The organism is Erythrobacter sp. NFXS35 (genome assembly GCF_040148725.1).
In the GTDB taxonomy this organism is placed as follows: Bacteria; Pseudomonadota; Alphaproteobacteria; order Sphingomonadales; family Sphingomonadaceae; genus Erythrobacter.
The window spans coordinates 43,140-56,535 of the sequence record NZ_JAGDEB010000005.1 but is presented as its reverse complement, the minus strand read 5'-3'; the positions used below and the strand labels follow the sequence as shown (position 1 = coordinate 56,535).

The following is a 13,396-nucleotide window of genomic DNA, read 5'->3' as shown; positions in this document are numbered from 1 at the left end:
CCCCCGCCGAGATCGCCGGCCAACGTGTCTGGGGGCATGCCCCCAGACACGTTGCCATCCCATCAAACAACCATCATGAAGGAGCCGGACTCTACCTCTGACTGGTAACAATCAGGGGAGCACGTCACGGCAAATGGCGTTTACAAAGAATTTCAACTATCTTATGCGCAGCGGAGCCGTCACCGAATGGGTTGATTTTACTCGCCATTGTTTGATAGTCATTCTTATCGTCAAGTAACTGGTTGGCGGCTGCTACGAGAGCTGCTTCCGACGTGCCCACCAGTCGAGCTGTGCCAGCTTCAATAGCTTCTGGGCGCTCTGTGGTCTCTCTCATGACAAGCACCGGAGTTCTAAAGCTGGGCGCTTCCTCTTGAATACCACCACTGTCAGTAAGGATCAGATCGCTTGCATCCAGCATTCTGACAAAATTGGGATAGTCCAGCGGTTCGATGAGAGCGATATTGGGGATGCGTTCAAGCAAAGGTAGCATCGCCTTACTCACGGCCGGGTTAGGGTGAACCGGAAATATGATGGCGATATCATCGCGCTGCGCCAGCTTGACTAAAGCCTTCGCAATAGAGGTGAGCCCTGCACCAAAATTCTCCCTGCGATGAGCCGTAACCGCGACGATCCGCTTGCCTTCGAATCGCTTAAGCAATGGCTCGATCGCGGCGGCCAGAGCAGGATTGGCAATGACGCGCCTCCGCGTTTCGAGCAGGGCGTCAACCACTGTGTTGCCGCTAACAAAGATGTTTTCATCCGCAATTGTCTCGGCAAGCAGCGCCTGCCGAGCGCGCGGGGTCGGAGCAAAATGCAGATCGGCAATTATCGCTGTGACTTTGCGATTTAGCTCCTCTGGCCAAGGCGCATAAATATTGCCACTGCGCAAACCTGCCTCCACGTGACCCACTGGTATTTTGCGAAAGTAGCACGCTAACGACACCATCATGGCAGTCAGCGTATCCCCGTGTACGAGAACGCGGTCGGGTCGTTCAACGTCGAGTACCGCGCCAAACCGCGTAATGATCCGGGCCGAAAGGGCGTCGAGACTCTGCCCTTCCTGCATCAGGTCAAGATCGATGTCCGGAACGATATCGCTCATTTTCAGCACTTGATCGAGCATCTCTCGATGCTGGGCAGTCACGACCACGCGCGTGTCGAATGCTCCGTGTGCCTTCAGCGCGTGAACCACTGGAAACATCTTAATTGCTTCCGGGCGGGTACCAAAGCTTACGATTATTTTGGGACGTCTTCCGTGCTGCATAGCCCTCATCTTCGGTTGCGGCTGTTCATTCCAGACCGCCGAAACCTAACCGGAGTAGAATAACAACGATTTAATCCACTGTGAATAATTCGGAGAGTCGGGCCTCTCCGGGACTGCTAGAGGCCTTTCGGCTTAATTTTGCTGCGACGGCTGCTTGTACTACCCGCTGGCGGCGTTCACGCGTAGAAGCGGCTGCCACCAGTGCTCATTATCGAGATACCAGCCCAGCGTTTGGCGCAATCCGGTCTCGAAACCCCACTCAGGGGCATAGCCCAGCTGGGCGCGCGCCTTTGTCTCGTCGATGGCATAGCGTCGATCATGCCCCGCGCGGTCGTTGACGAAGGTCTTGAGCGTATCAGTCCGTTCGCCCCGTGCCGCTGGCGCAGCAGGATAGCGCTCGGCGAGACCAGCAACCTCGGCAAAAGCGAGGTCGACTTCGGCGCAGACGCAATCGACTACGGTCATGTTCAGTAGCTCGGCCCCGCCCCCGATATTGTAAGTCTCACCTGGCTGACCGCGGAGCAGGCAGGCTTCAATCCCGCGGCAATGATCCTCCACATGCAGCCAGTCGCGCACGTTCATCCCGTCGCCGTAAATCGGCAAACTGCGCCCGTGCAGCGCGTTCAGGAGGAACAGCGGGATCAGCTTTTCGGGATATTGGTAGGGGCCGTAGTTGTTCGAGCAATTGCTGGTCGTCACTTCCAGCCCATAGGTATGGTGATATGCGCGCACGAGGTGATCGGAGGCGGCCTTGCTCGCCGAATAGGGCGAGTTGGGCGCATAGGGAGTGATTTCGGAGAAGGCCGGGTCTTGCGGTCCCAGTGATCCGAACACCTCGTCAGTCGAGATGTGGTGGAACCGGTGCATTCGCCCGTCGCCCGCAAGCCACACCGCTCGCGCGGCCTTCAGCAGGCTGTTGGTGCCCAGAATATTGGTGTCGATGAAGGCATCCGGTCCACTGATCGAACGGTCGACATGGCTTTCGGCGGCAAAGTGCACGATTGCCGCAATATCGCGCTCGCGCAGGAGCTGCTCGACCAGGACGGTGTCGCGGATATCACCCTCAACCAGTTCGGCATGGGGCGCGCCTTCCAAGGTGGAGCGGTTGCCGGCATACGTCAGCGCATCGAGCACGATCACTCTGTCGTCGGGGTGATGCGCATTCCAGTAATGAACGAAGTTGCCGCCGATAAAGCCAGCCCCGCCGGTGACGAGCAGATTAGCCAAGTCTCGCTTCCTCTTCGAGCATCAGCCGTAGGTTCGCGCGCCAGGGAACCGGCGCCTCGCCCAGAAATGCGCGAGTGGCGCTGCAATCGAGCAGCGAATATGCCGGGCGCTGCGCCAGAGTGGGGTATTGAGCGGTGGTGATCGGCCGGATCACCGGGATGCGCGCGACCAGCCCGAGAGCATGGGCTTCCTCGGCGATCGCAACCGCGAATTCATGCCAGCTAATTGCCCCGTCATCGCAGTGGTGAAAGGTGCCGGTGGCGTGTTGTTCGAGCAGCGCCCAGATCGTGCGCGCAAGGCCGGTGGCCCAGGTCGGCGCGCCGACCTGATCGGCTACCACGGCCAGTTCCTCGCGCTCGTTCATCAACCGGATCATCGTGCGCACAAAGTTTGTCCCACCCGCTTCATAGACCCAGGCGGTCCGCACCAGCAGGTCTTCATCACGCAAGTGATCCTCGCCCTCGGCCTTGGTCCGACCATAGGCCGACAGTGGATTGCGCGCGTCATCGGGGCGGTAGGGCCGCGACGCTGTGCCGTCGAACACGAAGTCGGTCGAGACATGCACCACCCTGCCCCCCGTCTCTGCCATGGCTTCGACCATCACAGCGACAGCGACCGCGTTAATTGCACGCGCGAGATCCTCGTTGTCTTCGGCCTTGTCGACTGCGGTATAGGCGGCCGCGTTAAGGATCACATCAGGCGCTTCCACCGTCAGCCGTGCGCGCAGCATCGACTCTTCGGTGAAATCGCAATCATCCGCATCGATAGCGTTAGTCTCGGCCCATGCCGGGGCAAGCTGTTGAAGTGCTCGTCCGAGCTGCCCATTTTCGCCGGTAATCAAGATTTTCATGCAAACACCGGTACGTTGGCAAGACTATGCCCGGCAACGTCTTTTTGAGAAATGATTGGATCGTTGCCCGTGGTTGGCCACTCGATCGCCACCGTCGGGTCATTCCAGGCCAAGGTATGCTCACCTTGCGGCGCATAAGGGGGCAGTGCACTTGTAAAGGAAATCCGTCTGCTCCTCGAGTGCCAAAAAGCCATAAGCAATATCCTCCTGGCACGCCGAACATCCTCTGATTACGCGCGCTCAGTACGACCCCCATCCATTTGCCGAACTGCGGCAAAGACCAGCGAAGGTCTACCGCGACATCGCAAACCGCACCCCGGTTCACACGAACCAGCTTTCTCTGGGGAGCTAAGTTCAGGAAATACACCTGCGCAGAATGGCCTGCTGCAGCCTTAGCGATGCGGGCTGCCTGAATACCGCTGATCACTGGTCTCAAAGACTTCTTCGGTAGGCCACTCTGCAGCCCTAGCCAACTCTCAAGTCATGCGTTACGCATTCACCATGCGACAGCGCAGACTAATCTACAGGCTTCGGGCCCATCTGGCGGCGATCCTCGGGATGAAGAGCGAAGATGCCATCACCGGCAAGTGGTGGGAGGTTGACCTGATCATAGTCATTCTTGGGGGCGCATTCGCCCTAGGGATCGCAGCGATTATCCAGCTGTAGCAAGCGGCAAGCTCATGCGCCCCCCACATTACCGAACGATTGGACGAGAACCAGATATCATCTGGAGATCACTTGCAGTTCTCCGAAAGTCCCACTGAGCGCGCGCGAACCGGTCCATGCCCTGCCCGCTATGGCAACCTCGAGATATTGGCAGTCGGGGCGGCGGCGAATGGCGAATACCGACTTCCGGTTTGCGAAAGTATCTTCGAAAAACGGGGTGATCTGGCCCACACACGAAACGCGCAATTTCAAATCCTCGCGCTCAGATGAGGGATCGAGTTCGTGAGGAACACGAATTTCGAACGCGGATGAAGGCGCCGGGATGATCCTGGAGGCAAGAATGCCGCCCTCCCCCGGATCGACGGAAAATTCCAGACGGGTACCATCACTATTGGACTGCGCGCGCAGCCCAGGTGTGTCCGCGAGCTGCCAATCAAATGGTGGGTAGTCGGCCTGCCACGATCCAGCGGGCGTGCCCTGCTCGGATCCTGCCACCAGGTTGTAAAGCGAGGCCGCCTCATCGATCCTGCCTTGTGCGACAAGTCCGGCGATCAGCCGCTGATCGAACGCACGATTATCGAGGTCGATGTCCTGGCGGATGGCAGCCAGGTTTTCCAGAGCCTCTGGTTTTCCTACGGCAAATCCAAGGAAGGCATCGCGCCATGGTAGAGGATCGCGCACAAGATTCGAAAATGCCGTTCTGGTTTCGCGTTGCGTCAATGCATTCACGAGCAAAGAAAAGAATTCGGCTTGGCGTTCAGGATGAACCCGCAGGATTTGGTCGAGCGTATCGATCGTCGCGGCATAATCATTGGCCTCGGCTCTTTGCTGAAGAACCAGGGCCTGAAGTGAGATCTCACGGCGGTTGAGGTTTGAGGCCAAAGTGACAATCCTGCGCCTTTTTTGCGGGTCCGCTTCGGACAGCGCCAGGAGTGCATGCGCCTTGGGAAGCAGTGGCTCGCGCTTCAGTGCCTCCCGAGCAGCTTGTGCAGGGCTCCTGGCAAGTCTTTGCAGATCGGCCGGACTCGGCGCAGAGGCAGGCATTCCATCGGCCTGCGCAGCGCTGCTCGCTGCCTTGTCCTGCCGCGCTGCGCCCACCGCGCCTTTCACGCCGTCCAAAAATGCTGCGTAAGCCAGCCTTTCGGACGCAACCGCATTAGGGGGAAAGACAGCGCGGGAAAGTTCGGGGGCATTACGCAAGCTTGCACTGCTGAGCGCATGAGCGCCCGAAAATGTCGCAAGCGGCACTGCCACCAAGCCGGCCAGGAACAGTCTGGATAATTTCATGGCGACTTTACCGTCCTGATCCTCGCAGGTTGCGCCCTGCCTGCCTGTCAATCCTCGACCGGGTCTGAGCCGTAGCCATAGCCATATCCATAGCCGTAGCCGTAGCCGTAGCCAGCTCCGTTTGCATCGAGTTTCGTGACAATTGCGCCGTATACGCGCGCGCCCGTTCGAGTGAGACGGCCGATCGCGTTCTCGATCACTCGAACCTTGATACGATCAGATTCAATGACATAGACAACGCCGTCAACCGCTCGTGCGAGTTCGACCGCATCGGCGAGGCTCAGCATCGGGGCACTATCGATCAGGATCTGATCGTAGCTGCTGCGTGCTTCTTCGAGCAGTTCTCTGAAGCGTGGGCTGGCGAGCAATTCCACCGGGTTTGGCGGGGTGAAGCCATGCGGCAGATAGTCGATGCCGAAATCCTCGATCGTCGCCACCTGCTCCTTCAGGCTGGACGCATTCCCGCTCAGCAGAGCGGCTAGCCCACCATTCTTGCTGAAATCCTCGCCGAGCAGGTTCTGCATCCGGGAATTGCGAAGGTCGGCATCAATCAACAGCGTCCGCTTGCCCAAGTGCACAAAGCTTGCGGCAAGTGCGAGGGTTGAGATGCTCTTGCCTTCGGATGGCACCGACGATGTCAGCATCAGCGCCCTGGGCGCGCCATCCGGTGTCAGGAAACTGAGGTTCGTTCGGGCAGACTTGTAGGCTTCGCTCAGCTCGGAGGAGCGGGTGATGATATCTTCCCTGATCGACGGAGAATTCGACTTCGGGATCAGGCCGAGAACCGGGAGTCCAAGCTTGCGAGTGACATCCTGCGGATCCTTGACCGTCTGGCTGAGCGTGACCCTCAGATAGACAACACTGCCGGCCAGAATGAGGCCCGCAACGATACCGATCAGGAGGTTTTGTATCAGCGACGGGGCATAGGGATCCAGCGGCACCTCGGCCTTGTCGATCAGCTTAATGTTGTTCTGCCCTGCCCCCGACGCTTCGAGTTCCTTGTAACGTTGCAGCAGCGCATCATAGAGCTCGCGGTTAGTGTCGACTTCGCGCTTGAGAATCCCGTATTGAATGCTGAGGTCCTGCTGGCCGAGGAAGCGTGCTTTGGCTTCTTCGAGTTTCTTGCGCAGTTCCCGCTCGCGGCTTGCAGCCGAAGTGAGGGCCGCGCGCGATTCCGATGCTAGCGAGGTCTTGAGCGATGCAACCTCGGCTTCCTTCTCGAGCAAGGGCGGAAAGCTGGGGCCGAAGTTGGAGCGCAGGCTTGCTGCCTGTGCTTCTACTTTTGCCAGTTCTGCGCGCAACGCATTGCGCGGATCCTGCGAAGGGAAATCGCCCGATTGTAGCGAGGCTTGAGCAGCAATGCGGTCGGTCACCGCCTCGGCGAGCGCCACATTGAGGGCAGACAGATCGGTTGCGATAAGTGTTTGCGCAGCGGTTTCGGAACCCTCGCGGCCTCCGCCTGCCTCGAGCACCAGAATCTCGTTGGCATTAGCGTATTGAACAAGCTCGCGCTCGGAGAGCGACAGTCGCTCACGCAATTCCGCGATCTGCTTGTTGAGAAAGTCGCGTGCGTCGATATTCGCGCCGAACCGCTTTTCGTAGTTGGCGGCAATAAACTCCTGCGCCCAAAGATTGGTAATCTTGGCGGAAACAGTCGGCGACGGGCTGGAAAAGCTTACATCGACAAGGCTTGACTGGGTGATCGGCTCGACGGTGATATTCTCGAGCAGGAGTTCTTCGACATCCCGGGCCGTAACCTCCTCTTCGGCCTCATCGAGCGCAAAGGCTTCCATGAACGTCTCGTCGCGCAAGAGATTGCCAGCTTTGACAACGCGCGCTGCCATGAACCGCGATTCGAGCAATTCGTACTGAGTGTTGAGATATTGCAGCTCCGAGACCCGGGATTCGTTCTCGAGGGGATCGATCGCAGTCACATTCGAGGTGATCTGCGAAACCTCAATACGTATATTGGCGCGGTAAAGTTCGGTGGACAGCAAAGTGAACAACAGGCCCGCCAGCACCGTTGCGGCAAGGATTCCGGCAAGCCAGTAACGCAGAGAGCGCGCCTCGATCCAGTAGCGCTCGAGATCGAGGTGGAAACCGTCCTCGTCAGCTATGTCGCGTTGAACGGGAGCCTCCCAGCCTTGCGAGGGGAAAGTTTGGTCATTCATGATGGGAAGGTCACCGCTGTGAGATCAGGATCGCGGCGGTCGTCAGGACCGGCGGCAAAAGTTGCAGCAGCGTATCGATACGGCGGCGCTCCGGCGAATCGCCCACCATCACGATGTCGTTCGGGAAGAGCTGCGGATCGGCATAATTGCCGCGCTGGATGGCCCGGAGATTATAGACCCCGATGTAGCGTTGATTATTGACCGTCCGCAGAACGAGGACATCATCCTCTTTGGCATATTCGGTCAGCCCCTCAGCCTGGTTCACCACGCGCAGCAAGGTCTGCCGGCCAACGGCCGGATAGCTCCCGGGCTTCTTGACCTGACCGCCAACCGAAACCGAAGGGACCGGAAATTCTTCCGGTATCACCCGGACCTGCGGATCCAGCAGGAATTTGCCGCGCAGACGATCCGCGATCAGGGTCGAGGCCTCGCTGGGTGTCCGGCCTTCAAGCTCGACAACGCCGATGAGCGGAAACGCGAGGCGTCCGTCGATATCGGTCAGGAAAGTCCCGCTGAGCGATTCGGCGCCCACCACTTCGATCTCGAGCTTCTCCTGCGGTCCGACAACATAGGATATTTCCCCGCGCGGCGCAGGAAGCTCTTCAAGCTCAGTAACCTGGACCTCAGGTGCCAGACCGATCGACCGGTCAGTCGCGCATGCTGCGAGGAGACCGGCAGCGCCGATCACAAAAATATGTCGCCAGAAACTAATCATGTTACCCTTTGGAAGCTCTGTCACCCATAGCGCATTTCGTCCGCCCGCAAACAAATTTTGGAGCTTCGGACACCATTCTCAGGCCGACTGGTGCTTTGACAGAACGCTCGCCTTGTCGAGAGCGAGAGAGACAAATAGCCAGACAAAGACGGTCTGGAAGATCGGCGTCCGGAGCGGATAATCGACGATGGAAGCCGCCCCGATGATGGCGATGCAGGCCATCCAGAAAATCAGATAAATGGCCGAGGTCTCCGCCTTTCTGATCACAATCCACAACGCGTTGCCGAGCCATACCAAGCCCGCCGCCAGCAACATTATTGCAGGAAGCCCCCCTTCGATCACAAGCTGCGCCCAGTCGTTATGCGCATGGTTGACGTAACGCGGCAGGAGCAGCGCCGTCGGCTCATAGAAATGGTAGACGGCATCGAAGGAACCAAATCCGGTCCCGAGCAGCCAGTGGTCGCCAATCATGACGGCGAGCACCGGCCAGAGCGACCAGCGAAGATCCTCGAACGAACTGCGCGTCAGCATGTCTTGCAGCGCAGGCGTGCGCTCGAGCCAGACGAACATCATGACCACCAGCACAAGGGAAGCGGCAAAAATGAGCGCAAGAATACCGCTGCGCTTGTGCAGCCCGTCCCTACGACGCTTGTGGCGGGTGCTTCGCGCCTGTTTGCGGGAATTGAGGAGTGCCATCATGCCGGAAGCGACGAGCACGACGAGCGTTGCCGCATAGCCTGCGCGCGAGCCGGTAACGAGAACCGCCAACAGGATGAACACGAAAGCGGGCGCTGCGGCGAGCCGCAGCCAGGCCGGATCTTTGGGCACGTGCAGCTCGAGGCTGAGCCGCACGATTGTAAGCAGCGCAAGGGCTGAAAAGACCGCCGAGTGGTTCTCGTTGGCAAAGATGCCTGCAGGCGCGCCGCGGCTCGCGATAGCGAACAGATAGAGGGGGCTGCGCGGCCCGCCGATGACCTGCAGCATACCGAAAGCAGCATCGACCAATCCGATCGCAACAATGGCGAGCAGGACAAGACGCGTATCCATCTTCATTGAAAGCGCCAACAGCAGGGCGGTGATCGGGATCACCATGCCCAGAGCTGAATTAAGGCCGCGGAAGGGTGCGAGGGACAGGGGCCGCCATACAGCTTCGATACCTGCCAGCTGATCGATCTCGGCGATAATGCCCCTTCCCGGCAGTCCTTGCCAGAGTTCAGGCGGGAGCGGCACCAGCTGGATGATCATCCACACCAGCGTCATGTCGAGCAGCGCTGCAAGGACCTTCACCCGGCCAAGGTCAGCGAGCCGCAGATGGTACAGTGCAGGTATAAGGAAGAGGGCTGCGAGCGGGCGCAGCAAGGCATGCTGAATGGGATCGGGGCGCGAGCTACCGCCCAGTAGGGCGATAGCGGCGACAAACAGACCGATCCAGACCCACCGCAAGTGCGGAGCGGGCGTGCCGGGCTTACGGGATCCGGCCTTGGCCGAACGCCATTCGAATTGCTTTGCGCTGTTCAATTTTCAAAAACCTTCCCGAAGGTTGGATAGCCGTCTTTGCACTAGGTGAGAGCGCAAGGCAGAGAAAGAGCCTTGGCTTGCTTTGTGTCCACAGGCCGTGCTGCCGGAGCGAGGGAACGGGCTTCGATGTTTGGGGGCCAGCAGGGGGAGGTTCGGTGCTGCACGTTATCATGCATTTGCGGTGATTTATGCGCGATTGGGTTCGTTTGGTTCGCAACATTTGCTTTATCGCTACCCCGCGCTTGAGCGGGACATAAGGCGCTTTGCGCCGAACCCCGCCGAAATCCCCAGATCAGTGCAAGAGCACGCTTTACGTGCTTCGAATGGCGTGATCTCTCCTATGCCATGACAAGCCGCAGACAGATCGAAGCGAACCGTCGCAACGCCCAACGCAGCACCGGCCCAAACACTCCTGAGGGCCGGGCCATCAGCAGCGCCAATGCAACACGGCATGCGGTCCTGAGCAGCCGCTTTGTCGCGGCGCATGAGAACCGCGATCTCTTCATGGAGCTTCGCGCGGAGCTCATTGAGGATTTTGAGCCAATGACAGCTCTGGAATTGATGTTGGTCGAAAGGCTCGCGATGCTGTTCTGGCGTGAGCGTCGTCTGGCCTCCGCCGAAGCGGAGCAGGTTGAGCTATTTCACGGTACCTTTCCCGATCCCAATGGCGGTACTGCCCGCAGCATGCCACTTGCCAACCAGTACCTGGTCGGTCGGTACCAAGGGATGCTCGGGCGGCAGATCAGGGACACTTTGAAGGATCTTCGCGAAGAACGTGAAAGGCACCTGCAAGTGATCGAGGTGATCGAGAGTGAAGAAGCGGACGACGGAGAGGCAGAAGCGTAACGGCTTGCCGCGGCCGGGCTTCTTGAGTGCTGGAAGGGATTTGTGCTGGGCGCGAAATCAAGGCGCCTGCCGGCACAGAATTCGAAGCGAGCACAGACAGAGCGGGCGGCTGTACCGGCATGTAAGCAAGTGCAACCGGTTGCAGCGTGGTTCAGGGTGCCGGCGGCGTTCCGATGCGGATGCCCGGTCTATCGGCTGGGGAGCCGATGAACTCGATACCGGCGGCTTCGAGAGCCAACTTGATTTTCTGTAAGGTTCGCACGTTTGAGGAAGGAAGGCCTTGCCCTCCTTCGATTGCCACGACTGTCCGTCGCACGATCCCGGCCGTCTTGGCGAGTTCCTCCGCCGACCATCCCACGGCAGCGCGTCCAGCGCGGATTTGCTCAGCAGTTATCACTTGACCTCAAACCTAAATTGCTCATAATGGGCAATATGAATTTCAAAAAGAGCATATTTCAACTGCCTGATTGGCGCCAAGAATTCAAGCGTCTCGAAGGTGTTTATTCGCCAGCAACAATGCGCAGCTATCGTGCCGATGTCGAGGCCTTCGAACGATGGTGTTTCGAAAATGGCATTGACCGTCCGTTCCCAGCGTCCGTGGAGATGGTATGCCACTTCCTTGAAGATCAGGGAGAACAGAAGGCGCCCTCCACCGTTCAGCGGCGGCTTTACGCAATCCGCAAGGTACACAGGCTGCTCCAGATTCCCGATCCGACTTACGACGAGGAAATCAACCTCACCTTTCGCAAGGTCAAGCGGGCGCGCGCGATCCGGCCCAAGCAGGCCAAGGGGCTGACCCGATCTTATCTGGACCAGTTCATGGCAAATGAGCCCGACACGCTGTGGGGCCTGCGGAACCGAGCGATGCTGGCCCTCGGATATGAACTCCTCACCCGGCGATCCGAACTGGTGGCGTTGCGTGATAAGTATCCATCCGGTGAGGACCGCGGTGTGATCAGAGGTTTTTCATGAACTCTGAGCGTCGATCGTCGAGCAGGTCTTCGAGGTATTCGAGGCCTCGATGTGTGAACGCGGTGACGGCGCGGGCATTTTCGTCGGTGCTGTCGATGACGCTCAGGCACCCGAGCTCGGGCGTCATCTCTTCGGCGAGTTCCTCAATGATATCGAGATCGACGCGGAACCGCTGCGCGGCGTAATCCGCCGTGAAGACGATCGAAGGCGCGGCCATCAGGCGGCGATGGCGTTGGGACGCGGCGCCCAGTTCCAGGGCAGCAGTTGATCGAGCCTTGTGGCCGGGTGATCGGCGATGCGAGCGAGGACATCGGCGAGCCAGGCCTGCGGGTCGACATCGTTGAGCTTGGCGGTCTGGATCAGGGTGTAGATGATGGCGGCGCGCTGGCCGCCGCGGTCGGAGCCGCAGAACAGCCACGCCTTGCGACCGAGCGGAATGCAGCGGAGCGCGCGCTCGGCGGCATTGTTGGTGAGGCAGATGCGGCCGTCGTCGAGGAACCGGTTGAACGCGTCCCAGCGCTTGAGCATGTAGAGGCAGGCCTTGGTCAGATCATGGCCGCGCGACAGCTTGGCAACTTGCTCGGTGAGCCAGGCGTGGAGCTCTGCCATCAGCGGCGCGCTGAGTTCCTGACGAACGGCGAGCCGCTCGGCGGGCGTCTTGCCATTGATGGCGCGCTCGATGTCGAACAGGGCGTCGAGGCGCTGCACGGCTTCGAGCGCGATCGGATAGATCATGCTGCTGCGCTGGCCGCGGCTCTTCTTGCGAGCTGAGCTTACGACATCGGCCAGCTCGAAGAACTTGCGGCGCGCATGGGCAAAGCATCCGGCCTCCAGCACGGGACCGGGGTCGCGGCCCTCGCGGTAGAGCTCGTTATAGCCGCCATAGGCATCGGCTTGCAGGATCCCGGACCATGCAGCGAGATGGGCTTGCGGGTGCTCGCCGCGCCGATCGCGTGAATAGTGGAACAGCGCCGCTGGCGGATCAGACCCGGCGAACGGGCGATCGTCGCGCACATAGACCCATAATCGGGCCGTATCGGTCTTGCCCTTCGCCATGACCGGCACGGTGGTATCGTCGCCGTGGATCCGGGCGGCAGCCAGAACATGCGCCTCGATCAGCTTGTAGATCGGCATCAGCGCATGGGCAGCCGCGCCAACCTGATCGGCAAGGGTCGAGAGGCTGAGCGGCACTCCTTCGCGGGCAAAGCGCTCGGCCTGGCGGTTGAGCGGTTGGTGCTGTCCATACTTCTCGAAGATCAGCATCGCGAGGAAGCTTGGCCCGGCCCATCCGCGCGGAACGACGTGGAACGGTGCCGGGGCCTGCGCGATCTTCTCGCAGTCCCGGCACGAGAACTTCTCCCGCACCGTCCGGATCACCTTCCACGAGCGCGGGATGACCTCGAGGGTCTCGGTGACGTCCTCGCCGAGCTTCGAGAGCCGATCCCCGCCGCAGGCCGGGCAGGAACAGGGCGCGGGCACCACGACGCGCTCGCGCGGCAGGTGATCGGGGAACGGCTTCCTTGCCGGGCGTTTGCGTTCGAACGCGGTGACCGTGGTGGTCTTGGCTGCCGCTTCCTCGGCGATCAGATCATCCTCTGCCGCGTCAGCCTCGAGATCCTCGAGCTGCAGCTCCATCTGATCGAGCAGGCGGCGGCTGCGCTCGGCGCTGGGGCCGTATTGCTCGCGCTTCAGCTTAGCAATCTGCAGCTTGAGGTGGGCGATCAGCGCCTCGATGGCGCTCTCGCGGGCATGGGCGTTGGCCAGCTTGGCCTCTGCTTCGTCAGCCTTCTGGAGCGCGGAAACCAGCAGCGCCTTGAGCGCTTCGACATCGTCCGGAAGGGGCGAAATGGCGGCTTCCATGAGGGCGAGTGAATCATCAT

General features: G+C 59.9%; 12 protein-coding genes and 1 pseudogene. 2 read left to right on the top strand and 11 right to left on the bottom strand.

Going from position 1 to position 13,396, the window contains the following annotated elements; genetic code table 11:
• Positions 1–124: 124 nt before the first annotated feature.
• The 9 genes and pseudogenes from wecB to J3454_RS15805 all read right to left on the bottom strand — a co-directional run bounded on the left by wecB (position 125) and on the right by J3454_RS15805 (position 9,698).
• Positions 125–1,264 carry a non-hydrolyzing UDP-N-acetylglucosamine 2-epimerase gene (gene wecB / locus J3454_RS15845; protein WP_349514749.1) on the bottom strand — a complete coding sequence of 380 codons (1,140 nt, stop codon included), beginning with the start codon at positions 1,262–1,264 and terminating at the stop codon, positions 125–127.
• Between the two features lie 159 nt (positions 1,265–1,423).
• Positions 1,424–2,491, bottom strand: a complete 1,068-nt coding sequence (gene rfbB / locus J3454_RS15840; protein WP_349514748.1) for a dTDP-glucose 4,6-dehydratase — start codon at positions 2,489–2,491, stop codon at positions 1,424–1,426.
• The gene (gene rfbD / locus J3454_RS15835; protein ID WP_349514747.1) at positions 2,484–3,341 is read right to left on the bottom strand and encodes a dTDP-4-dehydrorhamnose reductase; all 858 of its coding nucleotides are present in this window, start codon (positions 3,339–3,341) and stop codon (positions 2,484–2,486) included. Before rfbD ends, rfbB begins: the two co-directional genes overlap by 8 nt.
• Positions 3,338–3,535 (bottom strand): dTDP-4-dehydrorhamnose 3,5-epimerase family protein, encoded by a 198-nt coding sequence (locus J3454_RS15830; protein WP_349514746.1) that lies wholly within the window; start codon positions 3,533–3,535, stop codon positions 3,338–3,340. The genes rfbD and J3454_RS15830 overlap by 4 nt, the downstream gene beginning before the upstream one ends.
• Before the next feature lie 65 nt (positions 3,536–3,600).
• A pseudogene (locus tag J3454_RS15825) lies at positions 3,601–3,666 on the bottom strand (hypothetical protein); the annotation flags it as partial.
• 398 nt (positions 3,667–4,064) lie between these two features.
• Positions 4,065–5,294 (bottom strand): hypothetical protein, encoded by a 1,230-nt coding sequence (locus J3454_RS15820; protein WP_349514745.1) that lies wholly within the window; start codon positions 5,292–5,294, stop codon positions 4,065–4,067.
• A gap of 47 nt (positions 5,295–5,341) precedes the next feature.
• Positions 5,342–7,300: a GumC family protein gene (locus tag J3454_RS15815; RefSeq protein WP_349514744.1), complete on the bottom strand. Its 1,959-nt coding sequence runs from the start codon at positions 7,298–7,300 to the stop codon at positions 5,342–5,344.
• A gap of 175 nt (positions 7,301–7,475) precedes the next feature.
• Positions 7,476–8,180: a polysaccharide biosynthesis/export family protein gene (locus tag J3454_RS15810; protein ID WP_349514743.1), complete on the bottom strand. Its 705-nt coding sequence runs from the start codon at positions 8,178–8,180 to the stop codon at positions 7,476–7,478.
• A 78-nt stretch (positions 8,181–8,258) separates the two neighbouring features.
• Positions 8,259–9,698 carry an O-antigen ligase family protein gene (locus J3454_RS15805; protein WP_349514742.1) on the bottom strand — a complete coding sequence of 480 codons (1,440 nt, stop codon included), beginning with the start codon at positions 9,696–9,698 and terminating at the stop codon, positions 8,259–8,261.
• A 345-nt stretch (positions 9,699–10,043) separates the two neighbouring features.
• Here J3454_RS15805 and J3454_RS15800 point away from each other — a divergent pair, with 345 nt between their 5' ends.
• Both J3454_RS15800 and J3454_RS15795 read left to right on the top strand, forming a co-directional pair.
• Entirely contained in the window at positions 10,044–10,544 is a 501-nt protein-coding gene (locus J3454_RS15800) for a hypothetical protein (protein WP_349514741.1), read from the top strand.
• A gap of 432 nt (positions 10,545–10,976) precedes the next feature.
• Entirely contained in the window at positions 10,977–11,516 is a 540-nt protein-coding gene (locus J3454_RS15795) for a tyrosine-type recombinase/integrase (RefSeq protein WP_349514740.1), read from the top strand.
• Here the strand turns inward: J3454_RS15795 and J3454_RS15790 are convergent.
• On the bottom strand, positions 11,500–11,733 hold the full coding sequence (locus J3454_RS15790; protein WP_349514739.1) for a hypothetical protein: 234 nt from the start codon (positions 11,731–11,733) through the stop codon (positions 11,500–11,502). The two genes, J3454_RS15795 and J3454_RS15790, sit on opposite strands and share 17 nt — an antisense overlap.
• A complete protein-coding gene (gene tnpC / locus J3454_RS15785; RefSeq protein WP_349514738.1) occupies positions 11,733–13,376 on the bottom strand; it encodes an IS66 family transposase in 1,644 nt (547 codons plus the stop codon). The genes J3454_RS15790 and tnpC overlap by 1 nt, the downstream gene beginning before the upstream one ends.
• Positions 13,377–13,396: the final 20 nt, after the last annotated feature.